Source organism: Hydrogenophilus thiooxidans (assembly GCF_019049855.1).
GTDB lineage: Bacteria > Pseudomonadota > Gammaproteobacteria > Burkholderiales > Rhodocyclaceae > Hydrogenophilus > Hydrogenophilus thiooxidans.
In genome coordinates this window covers 56,458-76,788 of the sequence record NZ_JAHLSY010000005.1, presented here as the reverse complement: position 1 = coordinate 76,788, position 20,331 = coordinate 56,458, and the positions used below count along the sequence as shown (strand labels likewise).

Annotated in this window: 20 protein-coding genes; 16 read left to right on the top strand and 4 right to left on the bottom strand. The window is 63.4% G+C overall.

Annotation, left to right across the window (positions count from 1 at the left end; all coding sequences use genetic code 11):
• Positions 1 to 116: 116 nt before the first annotated feature.
• Complete coding sequence (locus KUL93_RS03910) at positions 117 to 1,655, top strand: PhnD/SsuA/transferrin family substrate-binding protein (protein ID WP_217125794.1); 1,539 nt, start codon at positions 117 to 119, stop codon at positions 1,653 to 1,655.
• Positions 1,645 to 2,142, top strand: coding sequence for a GGDEF domain-containing protein (locus KUL93_RS03905; protein ID WP_217125793.1), 498 nt, complete (start codon positions 1,645 to 1,647; stop codon positions 2,140 to 2,142). The genes KUL93_RS03910 and KUL93_RS03905 overlap by 11 nt, the downstream gene beginning before the upstream one ends.
• Here the strand turns inward: KUL93_RS03905 and KUL93_RS03900 are convergent.
• The 4 genes from KUL93_RS03900 to paaN form a co-directional block, all read right to left on the bottom strand.
• Complete coding sequence (locus KUL93_RS03900) at positions 2,051 to 2,974, bottom strand: cobalamin-binding protein (protein WP_217125792.1); 924 nt, start codon at positions 2,972 to 2,974, stop codon at positions 2,051 to 2,053. The genes KUL93_RS03905 and KUL93_RS03900 overlap by 92 nt on opposite strands.
• Positions 2,931 to 3,449, bottom strand: a complete 519-nt coding sequence (locus KUL93_RS03895; RefSeq protein WP_217125791.1) for a c-type cytochrome — start codon at positions 3,447 to 3,449, stop codon at positions 2,931 to 2,933. The genes KUL93_RS03900 and KUL93_RS03895 overlap by 44 nt, the downstream gene beginning before the upstream one ends.
• Positions 3,450 to 3,574: 125 nt before the next feature.
• Positions 3,575 to 4,183 (bottom strand): phenylacetic acid degradation protein PaaY, encoded by a 609-nt coding sequence (gene paaY / locus KUL93_RS03890; RefSeq protein ID WP_217125790.1) that lies wholly within the window; start codon positions 4,181 to 4,183, stop codon positions 3,575 to 3,577.
• Positions 4,184 to 4,187: 4 nt separating this feature from the next.
• Positions 4,188 to 5,864, bottom strand: coding sequence for a phenylacetic acid degradation protein PaaN (gene paaN, locus KUL93_RS03885; protein WP_217125789.1), 1,677 nt, complete (start codon positions 5,862 to 5,864; stop codon positions 4,188 to 4,190).
• Positions 5,865 to 6,029: 165 nt separating this feature from the next.
• Here paaN and paaG point away from each other — a divergent pair, with 165 nt between their 5' ends.
• The 14 genes from paaG (at position 6,030) to KUL93_RS03815 (ending at position 20,325) form a co-directional block, all read left to right on the top strand.
• Complete coding sequence (paaG, locus tag KUL93_RS03880; protein ID WP_217125788.1) at positions 6,030 to 6,836, top strand: 2-(1,2-epoxy-1,2-dihydrophenyl)acetyl-CoA isomerase PaaG; 807 nt, start codon at positions 6,030 to 6,032, stop codon at positions 6,834 to 6,836.
• A 24-nt stretch (positions 6,837 to 6,860) separates the two neighbouring features.
• Positions 6,861 to 8,429 (top strand): 3-hydroxyacyl-CoA dehydrogenase, encoded by a 1,569-nt coding sequence (locus tag KUL93_RS03875; RefSeq protein ID WP_217125787.1) that lies wholly within the window; start codon positions 6,861 to 6,863, stop codon positions 8,427 to 8,429.
• A 6-nt stretch (positions 8,430 to 8,435) separates the two neighbouring features.
• Positions 8,436 to 8,921 carry a hydroxyphenylacetyl-CoA thioesterase PaaI gene (gene paaI / locus KUL93_RS03870; protein ID WP_217125786.1) on the top strand — a complete coding sequence of 162 codons (486 nt, stop codon included), beginning with the start codon at positions 8,436 to 8,438 and terminating at the stop codon, positions 8,919 to 8,921.
• A gap of 13 nt (positions 8,922 to 8,934) precedes the next feature.
• On the top strand, positions 8,935 to 10,257 hold the full coding sequence (paaK, locus tag KUL93_RS03865) for a phenylacetate--CoA ligase PaaK (RefSeq protein ID WP_217125785.1): 1,323 nt from the start codon (positions 8,935 to 8,937) through the stop codon (positions 10,255 to 10,257).
• A gap of 70 nt (positions 10,258 to 10,327) precedes the next feature.
• A complete protein-coding gene (gene paaA, locus KUL93_RS03860; RefSeq protein WP_217125784.1) occupies positions 10,328 to 11,344 on the top strand; it encodes a 1,2-phenylacetyl-CoA epoxidase subunit PaaA in 1,017 nt (338 codons plus the stop codon).
• Between the two features lie 23 nt (positions 11,345 to 11,367).
• On the top strand, positions 11,368 to 11,679 hold the full coding sequence (gene paaB / locus KUL93_RS03855) for a 1,2-phenylacetyl-CoA epoxidase subunit PaaB (protein ID WP_119334552.1): 312 nt from the start codon (positions 11,368 to 11,370) through the stop codon (positions 11,677 to 11,679).
• 10 nt (positions 11,680 to 11,689) lie between these two features.
• Positions 11,690 to 12,523 (top strand): 1,2-phenylacetyl-CoA epoxidase subunit PaaC, encoded by an 834-nt coding sequence (gene paaC, locus KUL93_RS03850; protein ID WP_217125783.1) that lies wholly within the window; start codon positions 11,690 to 11,692, stop codon positions 12,521 to 12,523.
• Positions 12,517 to 13,026: a 1,2-phenylacetyl-CoA epoxidase subunit PaaD gene (gene paaD / locus KUL93_RS03845; protein WP_217125782.1), complete on the top strand. Its 510-nt coding sequence runs from the start codon at positions 12,517 to 12,519 to the stop codon at positions 13,024 to 13,026. The genes paaC and paaD overlap by 7 nt, the downstream gene beginning before the upstream one ends.
• 7 nt (positions 13,027 to 13,033) lie before the next feature.
• Positions 13,034 to 14,101, top strand: coding sequence for a 1,2-phenylacetyl-CoA epoxidase subunit PaaE (gene paaE / locus KUL93_RS03840; protein WP_217125781.1), 1,068 nt, complete (start codon positions 13,034 to 13,036; stop codon positions 14,099 to 14,101).
• Between the two features lie 22 nt (positions 14,102 to 14,123).
• Complete coding sequence (locus KUL93_RS03835; RefSeq protein WP_217125780.1) at positions 14,124 to 14,879, top strand: TetR/AcrR family transcriptional regulator; 756 nt, start codon at positions 14,124 to 14,126, stop codon at positions 14,877 to 14,879.
• On the top strand, positions 14,876 to 16,087 hold the full coding sequence (gene pcaF / locus KUL93_RS03830; RefSeq protein ID WP_217125779.1) for a 3-oxoadipyl-CoA thiolase: 1,212 nt from the start codon (positions 14,876 to 14,878) through the stop codon (positions 16,085 to 16,087). The genes KUL93_RS03835 and pcaF overlap by 4 nt, the downstream gene beginning before the upstream one ends.
• A 99-nt stretch (positions 16,088 to 16,186) precedes the next feature.
• Positions 16,187 to 17,341, top strand: a complete 1,155-nt coding sequence (locus KUL93_RS03825) for an ABC transporter substrate-binding protein (protein ID WP_217125778.1) — start codon at positions 16,187 to 16,189, stop codon at positions 17,339 to 17,341.
• 99 nt (positions 17,342 to 17,440) lie between these two features.
• Positions 17,441 to 18,472, top strand: a complete 1,032-nt coding sequence (locus KUL93_RS03820) for a branched-chain amino acid ABC transporter permease (RefSeq protein WP_217125777.1) — start codon at positions 17,441 to 17,443, stop codon at positions 18,470 to 18,472.
• Positions 18,472 to 20,325: a branched-chain amino acid ABC transporter ATP-binding protein/permease gene (locus KUL93_RS03815; protein ID WP_217125776.1), complete on the top strand. Its 1,854-nt coding sequence runs from the start codon at positions 18,472 to 18,474 to the stop codon at positions 20,323 to 20,325. The genes KUL93_RS03820 and KUL93_RS03815 overlap by 1 nt, the downstream gene beginning before the upstream one ends.
• Positions 20,326 to 20,331: the final 6 nt, after the last annotated feature.

Genomic DNA, 20,331 nt, shown 5'->3' with positions numbered 1-20,331 from the left:
CTCAGCCCCGCACCGCGCTGGCCCACCAGCAACACACGCGCGGTGCGCTTTGACGCCGAAGGTCTCCTATGCTATTGTTATTAATTTAAATGCATAAATGACAGCCCAACCCGCGCATGGCCCGCCCCCTCTTGGCACGATTGCTGACACTCCTCAGCAGCACGGTGCTCCTTCTTTTTGGCTGCATTCCTGCCTTGCGGGCGGAGGATTCGCCGTTTCGGATCGGCATCTTTGCCTATCAGAAACCCGAAATCGTTGCCGAACAATTTGCGCCGCTCGTGCGTGCGATCGGCGCGATCCTCTCTCGTCCGGTCGAGGTAGCCTATCTGCAACCCGATCCACTCGAAGCTCGGGTTGCTGCAGAAACACTGGACCTACTCATCACCAATCCCACCCATTTCATCGAACTGCAAGAACGCTACCCATTGTCGGCTCCAGTGCTCACCCTCACCCGCTTCGCTGAGGGCCACTTCGTGCGCCAGTTGGGTAGCACGCTACTGCGCCGCCAAGATGCTCCCCCGGTCGATTCCCTCCAGGCGCTCGAAGGGCAAACGATCCTCATCCCGAGTAAGCGCCATCTTGGTGGTTACCAAGCGTTTGCGTTCGAACTCTTCCTTGCCGGCGTCGATGTCGCCACCATCACCTGGCAAGAGGTTGGCACGCACGAAGCGGTGGTCGAAGCGCTTGCCCGCGGTGCCGCCCGCTACGGCGTCGTCCGCTCCAGCATCTGGGAGCACACCGCGCAGCGGGCGCCCGAAGCGATCGCCCACCTGGCCGTTGCCTTTGACCAGACTCCGCCCGGCTACCCGTTTCGCGTGAGCACCCGCCTCTACCCCGAATGGCCGGTGGCACTCCTGCCGCACGTCGACGACGCCACTGCCTCTGCGCTCATCAGTGGCCTGCTGGCGTTGCAATTGCAGCTCGACCGCACGCTCCCGCCTGAGTGGATCCAGAGCGGCATTGGCTGTTGCGTGCGCGGCGGCGACTACACATCGATCCGCCGCCTGGCGCTGGCGATGCGCGAACCCCCCTTTACCGAAGTGCCGGTTACCTGGCGCGATATCTGGCGCCAATACCGCCTGGCGCTTCTGGCCGCAACAGCAGCGTTTGCCCTCGCCCTAACGCTGGCGCTCGTAGGAATGCGCACGCGCGCCCTCTACCGCCAAGTCGACCATCAGAAGACCCTGCTTACCAACCAGATAGCGGAAACCAACACGATCCTCGAGGCGCTCAACGAAGGGGTGATCGTTCAAAATGCAGCGGACGATGTGATCACCTACTGCAACCCTGCCGCTGCAGCGCTTCTCGGCTACACTCCCGACGAGCTGATCGGCAAACCGAGCCATGCGACACTTCACTACGCCCACGCCGACGGCACCCCTTTTCCAAGGACGGAATGCCCCATCTTCCAAACGATGCGCGATGGAAAACCGCGGCGCGTCGATACGGTGCTCTGGCACAAAAACGGCATACCCATCGCGGTCCATATCGCGGTTGCGGCGATCCGTGACCATCGGAACGCGATCGTGCGCGCCGTCACAGCCGTTCACGACATCCGCGAGCAGCAGCGGTTGCTCGAGCAGATCATCCACCTAGCCTACCACGACCCCCTTACCGGGCTTCTCAACCGCGAAGGGTTCGCACATGCCCTTTAAACGGGAAACGGCGCGGCTAGAGCGCAACCGTTCGGTTGCGGCGGCAGTCCTGATCGACCTCGACCACTTCAAAGCGATCAACGACCGCTACGGCCACGAAATGGGGGACGCCGTCTTGAAGCGGCTGGGGGCGTTTTTGACCCACAGGCTGCGCCCCACCGATCTGGTCGCGCGCTGGGGCGGCGAGGAGATCCTCGTTTTCTTGCCGGACACCGATCTTGCCACCGCCGTTGCGATCGTCGAACGGCTCCGCACCAGCTGGAAGGAAGAGGTGTGGCCAGATGCCGAGCACCCGGTGCTGCGCGGGGTCACCTTCTCCGCAGGCATCGCGCAATGGAACGGCAACACGCCCTTCGAGGCGGTCTTGCGCGCCGCCGACCAAGCGCTCTACCGCGCTAAGCGTTCCGGCCGGAATCGGGTCGAGGTGGCGCAGCTGCCCACGCCGCCTGTTCAATCGCCTGCGCCAGCGCCTGCAACCCATCGGTGAGCGCCGCTGGCCCCGGTTGCAGGATGAGCGGCGACTTGATTTCGACGAGCTGCCCGCGCGCCACCGCGGGGATCGCGCCCCACCCCGGGCGCGCCGCCACCTGCTCCGGGCGAAACTTCTTGCCACACCACGAACCGATGATCAGGTCGGGCGCGGCACGCACCACCTCCGCCGGGTCGGCGATGATCCGGTCACGCGCCAACGGCGCCTGCGCACGCTCTGGAAAGAGTGGCTCGCCACCCGCCAATGCGATCAGCTCATGCACCCAGAGGATGCCGCTGATCATCGGCTCGTCCCACTCTTCGAAATAGACCTTGGGCCGAGCGGGAAGGCGGCTTGCGGCTTCGGCAACGGCCTGCAACCCCGCGGTCAGTTGCGCAACGAGCGCCTCCGCCCGCTCAGACGCGCCAACCCACACCCCCAGCCGCCGAATGTAGGCGAGAATCCCCGCAACCGAGCGGTGGTTGCTCACCCAGACCTCGACCCCGGCACGAATCAGGGTTGCCGCAATCTCCGCTTGCATATCGGAAAAACCGATCACGAGGTCGGGTTCGAGCTTGAGGATCTCGTCGATTTTGGCGCTCGTAAACGCCGAAACTTTCGGTTTTTCTTTGCGCGCCTGCGGTGGCCGGACGGTAAAACCCGAAATGCCGACGATGCGTCGCTGCTCGCCCAAGAGATAGAGCGTCTCGACGCTCTCTTCGGTCAAGCAGACGATCCGCTGCGGCCACGGGTCATGTGCGATCCCCTGCGCCCATGCGGCACGTTCCGAAGCGGTTTGCGCGGAATCACTTTTTGCGGTAGTCACGATGGCAGTCTTGGCACGTGTCATAGACCCGGTCGTAGGCCGCTTTGAGCGCGGCGCGCGCCTGCGTTTCCGCCGTTGCGCTCCCCTGCGGCGCAAGCGTGCCCAACTCCTTCTGCACCGCCGTGTTGAGTCCGGCAACCGCCTCCATGAACGCGTCTGTGCGCCGCTTCAAGCCAGCAAGGTCCGTACAGGTCTGCGGCTGGACCTTCGCGGGTGGGTAGCAGGTATCCTCGCGGAAATGGGGCCAGGGCTTTTCGCTCAAATCGAGGAAACGGCGGAAATGCCCTTCGAAACGCGCAGCGTCAAAGGGTCCGTCGCGCAACATCACCCCCATCGGCTCGAATTCGCGCAGCATCGCTTTGAACAGCTTCTGCCGCGTCGCGACGGGTTGCCCCGGTTTGGTGTCTTGCGGCTCTGGCTGACAGGCGGAAAGGAGCAACGCCGCGACCGCAGCGCAAAACATCCCCAAAACACGAGAAGGCGGTTGTCGGTTCATCATGAAAAAATTATAGCGTACGCCAACTGATCACGTAACCAGACACACGTATGCTGACCAACGCAACACGGCTGAGGCGTACCATCTCCCACGCCATAGTGCCCCCATGCGTGGTACAAACCCGCGCTTCAGCTCCCTTCCCGCCGCTTCGCCACCAACGGAACCACCCCCGGCATCTCGAAGCGCTTCCGCCCCGGTTCGGCTTGGGTCAGAGGTGAACACGGGCGCAGCGTCGCGAGGGAACGGCGCGTCAAATCTTGGTAGGTGCGCGTCCCCTCCTGCTTCCACGCCAATTCTTCATCGGTGACCTGGCGCACGATCTTCGCTGGCGCCCCGACGACGAGCGAACGGGGCGGTGCGACGAACCCGGCTTTGACGAACGCGTGCGCAGCGACGATCGACCCCGCACCGATTTCGGCCTCGTCCATCACCACCGCGTTCATGCCCACCAGGGCGTCTTCACCGATTCGGCAGCCGTGGAGAATCGCGCCGTGCCCGATGTGGCCATTGACCCCGACCACCGTGTCGCAGCCGGGAAAGCCGTGCAGCACGCAGCAATCCTGGACGTTACTCCCGGCTTCGAGGATGATGCGGCCGAAATCACCACGCAAACTCGCGAGCGGCGCCACGTAACACCCTTCGCCGATAAACACGTCCCCGATCACCACCGCGTTTGGATGGACGAACGCGTTGGGATGGACCACGGGCTTGAGCCCATCGATCTCGTAAAAGGGCACAGCGTTACTCCTTCACATGCCAACGGCGCTGCACGACCGCGAAACGGCGCGCGACGAACGCTGCGTCACAGTAGCTGGCGTTCGCCGCCGGGTTGAGACCGGTACCGTGGTAGTCGGAAAACGCTGCCGACTGGTTCACGTAGACGCCGTCGGTCAAATTGAACGAAAGCGCGACACCGGCACGCAGGCTCGCATCGACCATCCGCTCCTGGTACGCGGGATCGATCGAGTAGCACCCCAACGTCAATGCGCCGTGTTCGCGTACGATCCGCTCGGCGCGCGCCAGCGCCGCGTCGCGGTCGGCGCAACGCACGACGAACGCGATCGGCCCGAAACGCTCCTCCAGATAGGCCGCTTCGTCGTTTTCGTCACAGGTGACGAGCACCGGCGTTTGCACACGGGCATTGGGATACTCGGGGTGGGTGAGCGCTTTGCTCGCCAGCGCCACGGCACTGAAATCGCCCCGGTTCGCCGCATCGATGCGCGCCATCGTCTCGTCGGACTGCACCGCCCCCAGCACCGCGAACGCCACCCGCGGATCGGACAAGAACGCGTCGATTGCCGCGGCCAGGTCGGCAACCACGGTCTCGTACGGCTTCACGCCGTCGGGTGTCTGTACCCCTTGCGCGGGAACCAAAATCGCCTGCGTCGTGGTGCACATCTGACCGGAATAGAGGGACAGCGTAAACGCCAGGTTTTTCAACAGGCCAGCGTAGTCGTCCGTCGATTCGATCACGACGGTATTGACCCCGGCCAGTTCTGCATAGACCTGCGCCTGGCGGCAGTTGTCGATGAGCCATTGCCCGAACGCGCAGCCGCCGGTGAAATCGATCGACTTCACCGCCGGGTGCTGGACGAGCTGCTGGGTAGCCTGGCGATCGTCGAACACCGCCAATTGCACCACGTTCGGGTCGCACCCGGCCTCGGTCAATACGTCGCGCAGCACCCGTACCGTGATCGCCGCAGGCAACACTGCGTTGCTGTGGGGTTTGACGATCACCGGGTTGCCAGTTGCCAACGCCGCAAAGAGCCCCGGATAGGTATTCCACGTGGGGAAGGTTCCGCAACCGATCACCACGCCGACGCCGCGGCCGACGATCTCATAGCGCTTCTCCATCTTGATCGGGGGATTTTTGCCCTGGGGTTTTTCCCAGACCGCCGCTTTGGGGATCCGGCTCATCTCGTCCCACGCATACGCAACCGCCTCGAGCCCACGGTCCTGCGCGTGCGGCCCCCCCGCTTGGAACGCCATCATCCACCCTTGGCCGGTGGTGAACATCACTGCGTGGGCCATCTCCATACTGCGCCGGTTCAAACGGACCAACGCTTCGAGCAGCACGCCCACCCGCCCTTCGGGCCCGAGACGCTGCCACGCGGGCATCGCGTTTTCTGCCTGGCGGACCAGGGTTTCGACCGCAAAGACCGGGTACTTCGGCGTCAATTCCACTCCGTAAGGCGACCGCTCGGTTGCGACCCACCGCTCGGGCGTACCTTGATCCTGCAAAGGGAATTCGCGGTCGTGGTAGGCAAGCGCTGCCGCTTTGCCTTCGGCCATCGCGTTTTCCCCATAGATTTTCGGGCTGGGCATTTCGGGAAACGGGGTCCAGTAGCCACGCGTGTGAATCGCACGCACGGCCTCATCGAGCAGCGCTTGATGGCGCGCAAACCATTCTTCAGACACGGTATCTCCTCCTTCAGGATATGTGGCAACAAACTTTAACATAGACAAACCGGTTAGAAAATATCGAAAAAAGCGGTTGACTTTGACGCAGGTCAAGTATAGTATTTATCGAACGGTCGGTCAAACAAGCGCACAACCCACACGAAAGGACGGAGGAGACATCAGATGGAGACGGCCTGGCGCACCATTCAGTATCGTGAAACAAACGGCGTGGCATGGTTGACCCTGAACCGCCCAGAGCGCCTCAACAGCTTCACGACCGAAATGCACGCCGAAGTGCGCGAAGCCTTGGCACGCGTTGCGGCACAAAGGGAAGCCGGCACGGTGCGCGCGCTGGTACTCACCGGCGCGGGGCGCGGCTTTTGCGCGGGTCAAGACCTCAACGATCGCGCGGTGGCGCCGGGCGAAGCCGCACCCGATCTGGGTGAATCGATCGAAAAGAATTACAAACCGCTCGTCCTCACGTTGCGACAGCTCGATTTGCCCGTGATCGCCGCAGTCAATGGCGTCGCTGCGGGAGCAGGCGCCAATCTGGCGCTGGCGTGTGACCTGGTCTTTGCGGCACGCTCAGCGAGCTTCATTCAGTCGTTCGCGAAGCTTGGTCTTGTTCCCGATACCGGCGGCAGCTGGACGCTGCCCCGGCTGGTGGGTCCGGCACGGGCGCTCGGGCTGGCGCTGTTGGGCGAGAAACTCTCGGCGGAAGCGGCCGAACGGTGGGGGCTAATCTGGAAATGCGTCGACGATGATGCCCTCATCCCCACGGTCACAGCGGTTGCCGAACAGCTTGCCGCGGGCCCCACGTACGGCTACGCCCAAACCAAAAAACTCATCTGGAGCAGTTTCGAATACGCCCTGACACAGCAGCTCGACCGCGAACGCGACGCGATGCGCGCCTGCGGGCAGACGCACGACTATCAAGAGGGCGTTCGCGCCTTCTTGGAAAAACGCCCACCCCGTTACCTTGGTCGCTGAACGCACCGCGCAGGGAGTTGCCCGATGACCCAAGCCACCGAAACCCCGTCCCAAGCCCTTCCGCCCAACGCGCCGGTACTGATCATCGGCGCAGGCGCGATGGGCCGCGGGATTGCCCAGGTTGCCGCCACGGCGGGCCACCCCGTCACCCTCTACGACCTCAACGCCGCGCAACTCGACGCCGCGAAAGCGGCGATCGAGCGGGACCTCGCCAGCGGCGTCGCGAAAGGAAAGATCCCCGCTGAAGCAGCCGGATCAACGCAGGCGCGACTGACGTACACCCAAGACTTTCGCGAAACGGCACCGCTGGCTGCGCTGGTAATCGAAGCGATCGTCGAAAACCTGGAGGTCAAGCAGACCCTTTTTCGCGACCTCGAAGCGCTCGTTGCGCCGCACACGATCCTGGCCAGCAACACGTCGTCGCTTTCGATCACTGCGATCGCCGCACCGCTCACCCACCCCGAACGGGTGGTCGGGATGCACTTCTTCAACCCCGCCACCCACATGAAATTGGTCGAAGTGGTGAGCGGCCTACAAACCGACCCTGCGGTTGCGGAAACCGTCCAAGCCACCGCGCGCGCGTGGGGCAAGATTGCGGTGCGCGCGAAATCGACACCTGGCTTCATCGTCAATCGCGTCGCCCGCCCCTTCTACGGCGAGGCGCTGCGGCTACTCCTCGAGCAGGCGAGCGACACCGCCACCATCGACGCGATCCTGCGCGACGCCGGTAACTTCCGTATGGGGCCGTTCGAATTGATGGACCTCATCGGCCACGACGTCAATGCCGCGGTGACCCGCTCGGTCTGGGAAGCCTACGGTTACGACCCCCGTTTCCAACCCAGTCTCATCCAAGAGGAATTGGTGCGTGCGGGACACTTCGGCCGCAAAAGCGGGCGGGGTTTTTACGACTACCGTGAAGGAGCGCACAACCCGGCACCACAAGAAGCCGAACCGCACCCGCTCGCCGACCCGAACGCTTCGCTCATCGGCGACCATCCCGCGCTCGACGCCATGGCTACCCGGTTACACAACGGCGGCGTTGCGGTCAAACGGGCAACCGTCCCGTCTGAACCCTGCATCGAAACCCACAGCGTGCGGATCGTCCTGACCGACGGTCGCCCTGCAACGCTCCGCGCGTTGGCAGAACAAAACCCGTCGCTTGCCGTTCTCGATTGGGTTCGCGACTGGAAGAGCGCAACCCGCATCGCGGTGGCGTTTGCCGAAACCACACCGGACGCGGCGCGTGCGCAGGCGATCGCCCTCCTGCAAGCAGCCGGGTTGCGGGTTGCGGTGATCGCTGACGCCGCAGGGCTCGTTTTTGCCCGCACGCAGGCGATGCTCGCCAACGAAGCAGCGGACGCCGTCCATCAAGGCGTAGCCAGTGCCGAAGAGATCGATCTGGCGATGCGCTACGGCACCAACTACCCCGAAGGGCCTCTGTCGTGGGCGGAACGAGTGGGCGTCATCCAAGTCACCCAACTGCTGCGCCATCTCCACCAGTTCACCGGGGACGCGCGCTACCGCGTCTCCCCCTACCTCCAGCTGCGCGCGGCAGAGGCGGCCCTGAACCGTGCTCCGCGCCACTTGGGATGAGCCACGATGAACACGAACACGCCTCACAGCTCGACCCCGTCCGCGCCCGACCCACAAACCGTCGCCAATGCGGTCGGGGAAGCGATGTACGCGCGCGACTATTGCGCCCAGCACCTGGGCATCACACTCGAGGCGATCGCCCCCAACTACGCGCGCATGACGATGACCGTGCGCCGCGAGATGTTGAACGGTTTTGCGATCCTGCACGGCGGCATCCTCACCACGCTGGCCGACACCGCGTTTGCTTACGCCTGCAACAGCGGCAACGAAATGACCGTTGCGGCAGGCATCGCCACCGAATTCTTGGCGCCCGCGCACGAAGGCGATCAGCTCACCGCCGAATGTCGCGTCGTTGGCGAAGCGGGACGTACCGGCGTTTATGATGTCACGGTCACCAATCAGCACGGCAAACTGATCGCGGTGATGCGCGGCAAATCGTACCGCCGCAAGGGTCACCCGATCTGTCCCGTCGAATCGAAACCACACCCATGAGGAGGAAACCACCATGCCCGTGAAAAAACCGCAACCCGGTGATCTCGAACCGATCGAAACCGCGAGCATCGATGAGCTGCGCGCGCTCCAACTCGAACGCCTCAAATGGAGCGTTCGCCACGCGTATGAGAACGTCGCCCCCTACCGTGCGAAATGTGAAGCGCAGGGCGTGCACCCCGACGACCTCAAGACGCTCGAAGATCTGGCGAAATTCCCGTTCACCACGAAACAAGACCTGCGCGACCATTACCCGTTCGGACTCTTTGCGGTCCCACGGGAAAAAATCGTGCGGATCCACGCTTCGAGCGGCACCACCGGCAAACCCACCGTCGTCGGCTATACCGCCAAAGACATCGACACCTGGGCGAATCTGGTGGCCCGTTCGATCCGTGCCGCGGGCGGCCGTCCCGGTGACATGGTCCACGTCGCGTACGGCTATGGTCTCTTCACCGGCGGGCTGGGCGCCCATTACGGTGCCGAACGGCTCGGGTGCACGGTCGTCCCGATGTCGGGCGGGCAAACCGAGAAACAGATCCAACTGATTCTCGACTTCAAACCCGACATCATCATGGTCACCCCCTCCTACTTCCTCACCCTGCTCGACGAAATGGCGCGCCAGGGAATCGACACCCATTCGATCTCTCTAAAAGTCGGGATTTTCGGTGCCGAACCCTGGACTGAGGCGATTCGCCGGAACATCGAATCGCGCACCAATATGGACGCGGTCGATATCTACGGCCTTTCGGAAATCATGGGGCCTGGCGTCGCGAACGAATGCATCGAAACGAAAGACGGCCCGACGATCTGGGAAGACCACTTCTACCCCGAAATCATCGACCCGATCACCGGCCAACCCCTCCCAGACGGCGAAGAGGGCGAACTGGTCTTCACCACCCTCACCAAAGAGGGGCTGCCGATGATCCGCTACCGCACCCGTGACCTCACGCGCCTCCTGCCGCCTACCGCCCGCAGCATGCGCCGCATGGCGAAGATCACCGGCCGCACCGATGATATGTTGATCATCCGCGGCGTCAACGTCTTCCCTACCCAGATCGAAGAGCTCATCCTGCGGGTGCCGCAACTGGCGCCGCACTACGTGCTGGTGGTCGAAAAAGAGGGGCACCTCGACAAACTCACCGTCAAAGTCGAACTCAACCCCGAAGCGGGCGTCGGTCGCAAGGAGCACCTCCGCGAAGAGGCGGCCAAAGCGCTTGCCCACCTCATCAAGACTTTTGTTGGCATCTCAGCGAAGGTCGAAGTGGGCGATCCGTTTGCGATCGAACGGGTCACCGTCGGGAAAGCGCGCCGGGTGATCGACAAGCGACCCAAAGAATAAACACGAGGATTACCAACGCTGGAACAGGCGAATCTCTGTTCGCCTAACCTGCAGAGACAAGGAGCCCACGATGTACACCCAAGCGATGGACCTGATCGCGAAAGAGGCGGGAAATACGACTCCCGCCACGGCAGAGCCGGAAGCCTACCAACGTGAATTCGACGCGAAGATCGACCGCGGCGACTTCATCGAACCGAAAGACTGGATGCCGGAAGGCTACCGTAAGACGCTCATTCGCCAGATCAGCCAACACGCCCACTCCGAAGTAGTCGGCATGCTCCCCGAAGGGAACTGGATCACCCGCGCTCCGACGCTCAAACGCAAAGCGATCCTGCTTGCGAAAGTCCAAGACGAAGGGGGGCACGGTCTCTACCTCTACGCAGCGGCAGAGACCTTGGGGGTCAGCCGCACCGAACTCATCGAAGCGCTCCTATCCGGGAAAGCGAAGTACTCCTCGATCTTCAACTACCCAACGCTCACCTGGGCCGACGTCGGCGTGATCGGCTGGCTGGTAGACGGCGCAGCGATCATGAACCAGATTCCGCTCTGCAAATGTAGCTACGGCCCCTACGCGCGCGCGATGGTACGCATCTGCAAAGAGGAGTCGTTCCACCAACGCCAGGGATACGAATCGCTCCTGGTGATGATGCGCGAAGGGACGCCGGAACAGAAAGCGATGGTCCAAGACGCGGTGAACCGCTGGTGGTGGCCCGCTCTGATGATGTTCGGCCCCCCCGACAGCGAAAGCGTGCACAGCCCCCAATCGATGCGCTGGGGCATCAAACGGGTCTCGAACGACGAATTGCGACAGAAATTCGTCGATGCCACCGTGCCACAAGCGGAAGTGCTGGGGGTGACGCTTCCCGACCCCCACCTCAAATGGAACCCGGAGCGTGGCCATTACGACTTTGGCCCGATCAACTGGAAAGCGTTCTGGGACGTGATCAACGGCCACGGACCGTGCAACCGCGACCGAATGGCCGCACGCCGCCGCGCTTGGGAAGAAGGCGCATGGGTGCGTGAAGCCGCCGAAGCGTATGCCGAAAAAGCAAAGCGGCGGGCTACCACCCACCCCACCGCTGCCTGAACGATACAAAAGGAGTCGTTCCGATGACACAAACTCCAACCGACACCCCACGTCGCGACGAATGGCCGCTGTGGGAAGTCTTCGTCCGCGCCAAGAACGGGCTCGAACACAAACACTGCGGCAGCGTCCATGCGGTCGACGCCCGCATGGCGCTCGAACTCGCACGGGACCTCTACACCCGACGGCAAGAGGGCGTCTCGATCTGGGTGGTGCGCTCCGACCAGATCGTCGCCTCCGACCCGGACGCCAAACCCGAACTCTTCGACCCAAGCGCCGACAAGATCTATCGCCACCCCACCTTCTATCGGCTCCCAGCCGAAGTCGACCACATGTGAGGGGTTAGCGATGTTCGTCACCGAACTGCTGCAAACCACACCAGATCCTGCTGCGGAAACCGCGCTCACGCTTCCGGACTATGATCCCGAAACGCAAGCGGCGCTCTTTCGCTACCTCCTTCGGCTCGGCGACAGCGTGTTGATCCTGGGGCAACGCACCAGCGAATGGTGCGGCCACGCGCCGGTACTCGAAGAAGAGATGGCGCTTGCCAATTTCGGACTCGACCTGATCGGCCAAGCGCGGATGCTGCTGACCTACGCCGGTGCCCTTGAAGGGAAAGGGCGCGACGAAGATACGCTCGCGTTCCTGCGCTATGAGCACGAATACCGCAACGTCACCATGACCGAACTTCCCAACGGCGACTTTGCCCGAACCATGGTGCGCCATTTCCTCTTCGCCAGCTGGATGGTGCTCCTCTGGGCGCGGCTCCAATCGAGCGCCGACCCGCACCTCGCGGCGATCGCTGGCAAAGCGGTCAAAGAGGCGCGTTACCACCAGCGCCACGCCGGCGGGTGGGTCGTACGTTTGGGCGACGGCACCGCGCTTTCCCACGACAAAACCCAGGCGGCACTCGACGACCTCTGGCCGTACACCGCCGAGTGGTTCGAAAGCGACGAAGACGACGCCCGCTTGGCGCAAGCTGGCATCGCCCCTCATCCGGGCGAACTCGCCGCGCCTTGGCGCGAAACGGTGACTCCGACCCTTGCCGAAGCGCAACTGCGCATGCCGCCAGAGAGCCCCTTTCGCAGCCACGGCCGTTGGGGGCGGCACAGCGAACACATGGGCCACCTGCTACCTGAAATGCAATACCTGCAGCGCGCCTATCCTGGAGGCAAATGGTGACCGCACCAGACGCGATCCACGCGGTGCTCGCCACCGTCCCCGATCCGGAAATCCCGAACCTGTCGATCGTCGACCTCGGGATGGTCCATCGCGTCACCGTTGCCGAAAACGGCGCACCGCTCGTCGAGCTGCTCCCCACCTATTCGGGCTGCCCCGCAACCGAAGCGATCGCGGCAGCAACCCGCCGCGCCCTCGCCCAAGCGGGGTATCCCGACGCGGTGGTCCGCTTCGTGCTCACCCCCGCCTGGTCGAGCGACCGAATCACCGCCGAAGGCCGCGCCAAACTCGAAGCGGCGGGCATCGCGCCGCCGGCTTGCTGTGGCACCCCCTCAGATGCAGCGCGTGCAACGGCTGCGCCGCTCACCTATCATCCCACGATCCCGTGTCCCCGCTGCGGCAGCCGCAACACGGAACCACTGAGCGAATTCAGCAGCACTGCCTGCAAAGCACTCCTGCGCTGCCGCGCCTGTGGCGAACCCTTCGAATACTTCAAACCGATTTGAGCCCACCATGGAATCCTTCGTCCCCCTCACCGTCAAACAGATCGAACGCCTGGCTCCTGACGCAGTAGCGGTCGAATTCGACGTACCGGAACCCCTACGGTCCGCGTTTGCCTTCACCGCCGGGCAACACCTGATCCTGCGCCACACCTTCGACGGCGAAGAAGTGCGGCGAAGCTACTCGCTGGCGAGCACCCCGGGCAGCGGTCGCTGGATCGTCGGGATCCGCAAAATCCCCAATGGCCGCTTCTCCACCTGGGCGAATCAGCAACTTGCCCCCGGGATGACGATCGAAGCGCTCCCGCCGCAAGGGCGGTTCCAGTTCCGCCCCCAGCCGAACGCACAACGCCACCTCGTTGCGTTTGCCGCTGGCAGCGGCATTACCCCGATCCTTTCGATCGTCGCGACAGCGCTTGCGGAAGAGCCGATGAGCCGCGTCACCCTCTGTTACGGCAACCGCACCCGCACTAGCGCAATGTTCCTGGAAACGATCGAGGATCTCAAAAACCGCTACCCCGATCGTTTCCTGTTCCTACCGCTCTTTTCCCGCGAGCCGCAAGAGGTTCCCCTATTCGAAGGTCGGCTCGACGAAGCCAAAACCCGCACGCTCCTCTCCGCCCTTTTCCCGGAGCCCGATGCGATCGACTGCGTCTATCTCTGTGGCCCCAATGCGATGATCGACGGCGTCGAAGCGGCGCTCCTCGCGCACGGGGTCGCGCAGGATCGCATCCACCATGAGCGTTTCGGTGCGCCCGAAAGTGCGCCGCCACCCCACGCCGAAGCGCACGATGCCGCAGCCGCCACGATCCGCGTGATCATGGACGGCATCACCCGCGAATTTCCCTATCCGGGCGGCGCCACCCCGATCCTCGACGCCGCGTTGGCCGCAGGCATCGCGCTCCCCTATTCGTGCAAAAATGGGGTCTGCTGCGCCTGTCGCGCCAAGGTGGTAGCAGGACGGGTACGCATGGACAAAAACTACTCGCTGGAGCGCGAAGACCTCGAAGCGGGGTTCGTCCTCACCTGCCAGGCGCACCCGCTCACCGAGCAGGTGGCGCTCAGCTTCGACGAACGCTAAACGAAGGAGGCAGACCCGCGCCATGGCCCGCACGCGCAGCCCCAACTTCGAAGAGCAGCGAGAAGCGATCCTCGAAAAAGCCGCGATGCTCTTTGCCCGCATGGGCTTTCACGCGGCGTCGATGGCGACGCTCGCCAAAGCGTGTGGGGTTTCCAAAGCGCTCCTCTACCACTACTACCGTGACAAAGAGCACATTCTCTTTGACGTTGCCGACGCCCACGTCGAACGGCTGTGCGCGATCGTGCGCGAGACATTGGCCAAGCAACCGCTCACCACTCCCCAAGAGGCCGAAGCGGCGCTTGCTCTCCTCATCACCGCGTTTCTCGACGAGTACGCCCATGCGCAGCACCGCCACATCGTGCTCGTGCAAGATGTCAAACATCTGCCGCCCGAACTCGCGGCGACGATCCGCGCCAAACAGCGTCAGGTGGTGCGCGGTTTCGAACGGGTGATCGCTGCGCTCGCTCCGCGTGACACCCCGCCGCACATCGTTTCGGCACTCACCATGACCCTTTTTGGGATGATCAACTGGACCTTCACCTGGCTGCGCCCGGACGGGCCGCTCACCCACCGGGATCTGGCCCCGCTCGTCACCGCGCTCTTTCTCCGCGGCCTCTCTGCGGCAGCAGCGCTGCCTCCGCATGGGCCGCTCGCCGCTGCGGCCACGCACACAGCCCCTTTCCCCGCAGCGGAAGCGCCCCTGGCTACACTGCCGGAAGCGCCGCCGCTCAACCGCGCGTCCGATTCTGTCCCGCAACCGTTTGGAGACCCACAATGAAGGAACCTGTCTATCTTGTTGACGGCGTACGAACCCCATTCGGGCGCTACGGCGGCGCGTTGGCACATGTGCGCCCTGACGACATGGCCGCGCACGTCATCCGGGCACTCGTTGCCCGTCACCCCCAAATCGATTGGGCCACGCTTGACGACGTCACTTTCGGTTGTGCCAACCAAGCGGGTGAAGACAACCGCAACGTCGCCCGCATGGCTGCGCTTTTGGCCGGGTTGCCGGTCGAGGTGCCGGGCAGCACGATCAACCGCCTCTGCGGCTCGGGGCTCGATGCAATCGGCACCGCGGCCCGCGCGATCGTTGCCGGCGATGCCGAGCTCATGATCGCAGGCGGCGTCGAAAGCATGACTCGCGCCCCGTTCGTGATGGGGAAAGCCACGAGCGCTTTTTCCCGCACCGCGAAGATCGAGGACACCACCATTGGCTGGCGCTTCATCAACCCCCAGATGGCCGCGCGCTACGGCACCGACTCGATGCCCGAAACCGCCGAGAACGTCGCAGCGGAATTCGGCATCGCCCGCGCCGACCAAGACGCGTTCGCCTACCGCAGCCAGCAGCGAACCGCCGCGGCGCAACAGGCAGGCTTTTTCGCGGGCGAAATCGTTCCGATCGACGCACCAACCGGCAACAAGAACGAAACGCAGATCGTTGCGATCGACGAACATCCCCGCCCCGACACGACACTGGAAGCGCTGGCGAAACTCAAAGGGGTGGTACGCCCCGACGGCACGGTGACCGCCGGAAATGCCTCCGGCGTCAATGACGGCGCGGTCGCGTGCCTGATTGCCAGCGCCACCGCGGTGGAGCGGTACGGCTTGCAGCCGCTTGCCCGCATCCACGCGATGGCGACCGCGGGCGTTCCGCCGCGGATCATGGGCATCGGCCCGGCGCCAGCGACGCAAAAACTCCTGGAGCGTACCGGTAAACGAGTGAGCGAAATCGACGTGATCGAACTCAACGAAGCGTTCGCGGCGCAGGCGCTTGCGGTGTTGCGGCTCCTAGGGCTTCCAGACGACGCCGAACACGTCAACCCCCATGGCGGCGCGATCGCGCTCGGTCACCCGCTTGGTGCGTCAGGCGCGCGCCTCGCACTCACTGCAGCTCGGGCCCTGCACACCCGCAACGGCCGCTGGGCGGTGGCGACGATGTGCATCGGCGTCGGACAAGGGATCGCGATGTTGCTCGAAAAAGCCTGAATTAGATATTGTCAAACTTGTTTGATATGTGGTAACTTTATACCACCCTACCCCCGCCGGGTCAGTGCGGGCAAATTGGAGGAAATGAGGAGACGTGTCATGAAAAAACCGTTGCGCAAATCGCTGACCGTTGCATTGGGCGTTGCGTTCGCCGCAGGCGCTGCCTGGGCCGAAGTGAAAGTGGGGGTGAACGTTTCGGCCACTGGCCCCGCGGCTTCGCTCGGCATCCCGGAGAAAAACACCATCGAGCTGATGCCCAAAGAGATCGCGGGTGAAAAAATCACCTATATCGTACTCGACGACGCGTCGGACACCACCACCGCGGTGAAGAACACCCGCAAATTCATCACCGAAGACAAGGTCGACCTGGTGATGGGTTCGACCATCACCCCCAACTCGCTTGCGATGATCGACGTCGCTGCGGAAGCGAAAGTACCGATGATTTCGTTTGCCGCCAGCAACCGGATCGTCGAGCCGGTCGACGCCAAACGCTACTGGGTCTTCAAAACGCCGCAAAACGACTACCAGATGTCGACCGCGATCGTCGAACATATGGTCGACCAAGGCATAAAAACGGTCGGGTTCATCGGCTTTGCCGACGCCTACGGCGAAGGGTGGTACGAAAATTTCAGCAAAGTGGCGGAAGCGCGGGGTCTCAAGATCGTCGCGAATGAGCGCTACAACCGCAACGACACCTCGGTGACCGGTCAGGTGCTGAAGCTCGTTCAAGCCAACCCCGACGCGATCCTGATCGCGGGTTCAGGAACCCCCGCGGCGTTGCCGCAAAAAACGCTCAAGGAGCGCGGCTACCGCGGCAAGATCTACCAGACCCACGGGGTGGCGAACAACGAGTTTCTGCGCGTCTGTGGCAAAGATTGTGAAGGGACCTTCCTCCCCGCCGGGCCCGTGCTTGTCGCGGAACAACTCCCTGCCAATCACCCCGTGAAAGCCTCGGCGATGGAGTACGTTCAAGTCTACGAATCGAAGTACGGCAAAGGGTCGGTTTCGACCTTCGGTGGACACGCGTGGGACGCTGGGAAACTCCTCGCGGCCGCGTTGCCGGAAGCGCTCAAGAAGGCCAAGCCGGGCACACCGGAATTTCGCGCCGCGCTGCGTGACGCGATCGAAAACGTCAAAGAGGTCGCGGGCGCGCACGGGGTCTTCACCATGAGCAAAGAGGACCACCTGGGGCTCGACCAACGGGCGCGTGTGATGGTCCAGATCCAAAACGGCACCTGGAAATTCGTCAAATAAGGAGCGCGTCGACCGCTCGCTGATGGAATCGGTAATCGCCGCGTCGCCCCACGGGGCAACGCGGTGGTTGTCTGCGCTCGCTCAAGGAGAACCGCCGCGATGGACTGGTCAATCGCGCTCATCCTCACACAAGACGGTGTGGTCAATGCCGCAATCTACGCGCTCTTGGCGCTTGCGCTGGTGCTGGTCTTTGCAGTCACCCGCATCATCTTCATTCCCCAAGGCGAATACGTCTCGTACGGAGCTTTGACGCTCGCGATGCTCGAACTGGGCAAAACCCCGGCCACCGTCTGGCTGCTCGTCGCCGGCGGCGCCGCTGCGCTTGCGCTGGAGGCGTTCGCCCATTTTCGCGGACGGAGCGTTCCGTGGCGTGAAGCGCTCTTCTGGTATGCCGCGCTGCCACTCATCACCCTTCTCCTTACTTACGCGCTCGAGTGGCAGACGGCTCCGCAATGGGCACGAATGCTCCTCACCATCGCGCTGATTGCCGCGATGGGACCGATCACCTACCGTATCTTCTACCAGCCGATTGCCGAAGCGCCGGTACTGGTGCTTCTCATCGTCTCGGTCGCGGTCCATCTCGCGTTGGTCGGCTTGGGGCTTTTGCTCTTCGGCGCCGAAGGCTATCGGACCGAACCGCTCTGGGACGAACGCTTTTCGGTCGGTCCGTTGCTGATTCCTGGCCAGGCTTTTTGGGTGATCGGCGCGTCGCTTGCTTTGATCGCGCTCCTTGCGTGGTTCTTCAGCCGGACCCTCTACGGCAAGGCGCTTCGCGCCACCGCGGTCAATCGCAATGGCGCGCGCCTCATGGGGATTTCCCCCAACCTGGCGGGCCGACTCACGCTCCTTCTTTCCGCTGCGATCGGCGCGATCTCTGGCGTTTTGGTGAGCCCCATCACCACGCTTTACTATGATTCCGGTTTCCTCATTGGACTCAAAGGGTTCGTTGCTGCGATCATCGGTGGGCTGGCGAGCTACCCGATCGCGGCACTCGGTGCGCTCATCGTTGGGCTCATCGAAGCCTTCGGTTCCTTCTGGGCCAGCGCCTATAAAGAGGTGATCGTCTTCACCCTGATCATTCCCGTACTCTTCTGGCGCTCGCTCACCACCCACCACGTGGAGGAAGAGTGATGTCTGCGCCCAACTCGCTCTCCGCACAACCTTCGGAGAAGCCCTTGCGCACGCCTGAAGGGGCGATCCCCGCGCGTGCGGTCCTGATCGCGTTCCTCGTGCTCGTAGCCGCCGCGCCGTTCCTACTGGGAACCTATCACGTCACTTTGATGAACTACATCGCGCTCTACGCGATGGTGGCGCTCGGGCTCGTGTTGCTCACAGGTGTCGCGGGCCTCACGAGTTTTGGTCAAGCCGCGTTCGTCGGGCTCAGCGCCTACACCACCGCGGTGGTGAGCGCGGGGCAGCTCCCCGAATGGTTCGCGTGGCTCCCTCCTTCGCCCTGGACGGGGCTCGTCCTGGGCTTGCTCCTTACCGCTGCCGCGGCGCTGCTGATCGGCGCGATCACGCTGAAACTCTCCGGGCACTATCTGCCGCTGGGCACGATCGCTTGGGGTTTGAGCCTCTATTTCCTCTTCGGTAACTTGGAATTCCTGGGCGGTCACACCGGAATGCGGGCAATCCCGCCAATCACGCTCGGCCCCTGGACGCTTACCGAACCCGAAGCGATCTACCCGCTGATCTGGGCATTGCTACTCCTTGCGATGTGGGCAATCGCGAATCTGCTCGACTCCCGCCCCGGGCGCGCGATTCGCGCCCTCAAAGGGGGGGTGGTGATGGCCGAAGCGATGGGGGTCGACACCGCCCATTACAAACGGACCGCGTTCCTCCTTGCCGCACTGCTTGCGGCGCTCTCGGGGTGGCTCTATGCCCACATGCAGCGCTTCGTGAACCCCACTCCGTTTGGGCTCCACATCGGCATCGAATACCTCTTCATGGCGGTCGTCGGCGGCGCAGGTTACCTCTGGGGCGCGCTCCTTGGGGCGGTGCTCATCACGCTGACCAAACAGTGGCTCCAGGACATCCTGCCGCAGCTCCTGGGGCAGAGCGGCAACTTTGAACTCATCGTTTTTGGCCTGGTGATGGTGGTGGTGCTGCAGCAAGCGCGGGACGGCATCTGGCCGATCCTGCGGCGCTACGCCCCCGTGAAAGCGACGCCGCGCTGGATGCCTGAAACGGCCGAGGCGCTTCCCAGCCAAGCCAAACCGCAACGCGGCGAGGTATTGCTGGTAGCGGACCAGGTCACCCGCCGTTTCGGAGGGCTGGTAGCGAACGACAAGATGTCGCTGACCATCCATGCGGGAGAGATCCTCGCGCTCATCGGCCCGAACGGCGCAGGCAAATCGACCTTCTTCAACCAGATTTCGGGCGTCGATACCCCAACGGAAGGAAAGATCACCTTCCGCGGCGTCGACATCACCGGCAAACCGTCGCGTGAAATCGCCGCGCTGGGAATGAGCCGCACCTTCCAGCACGTTCGGCTGCTGCCCAACCTTTCGGTACTCGACAACGTCGCAATCGGCGCCCATCTGCGCACCCACGCGGGAGTCCTCCCCGCGATGCTCCATCTGGAACGGAGGGAAGAGGCGCGGATTCTCGCGGAAGCGCGGCGGCAGATCGAACGGGTCGGCTTAGGAGCGTACCTCCACACCGAAGCCGGCGCGTTGGCGCTTGGCCAACAGCGGATCGTCGAAATCGCCCGTGCGCTGATGAGCGACCCGTCGTTGCTGCTTCTCGACGAACCGGCTGCGGGGCTGCGCCATAAAGAAAAAGCGGCGCTGGCGGAGCTGCTGCGAGCGCTTCGGGCCGAAGGGATCGGCATTCTCTTGGTCGAACACGACATGGACTTCGTGATGCAGCTTGCCGACCGCGTCGTCGTGATGGAGTTCGGGCGCAAGATCGCCGAAGGGCTGCCGGACGAAGTGCAACAAGACCCCCGGGTGCTCGAAGCCTACTTGGGCGGCGTGCAGTAAGGAGTG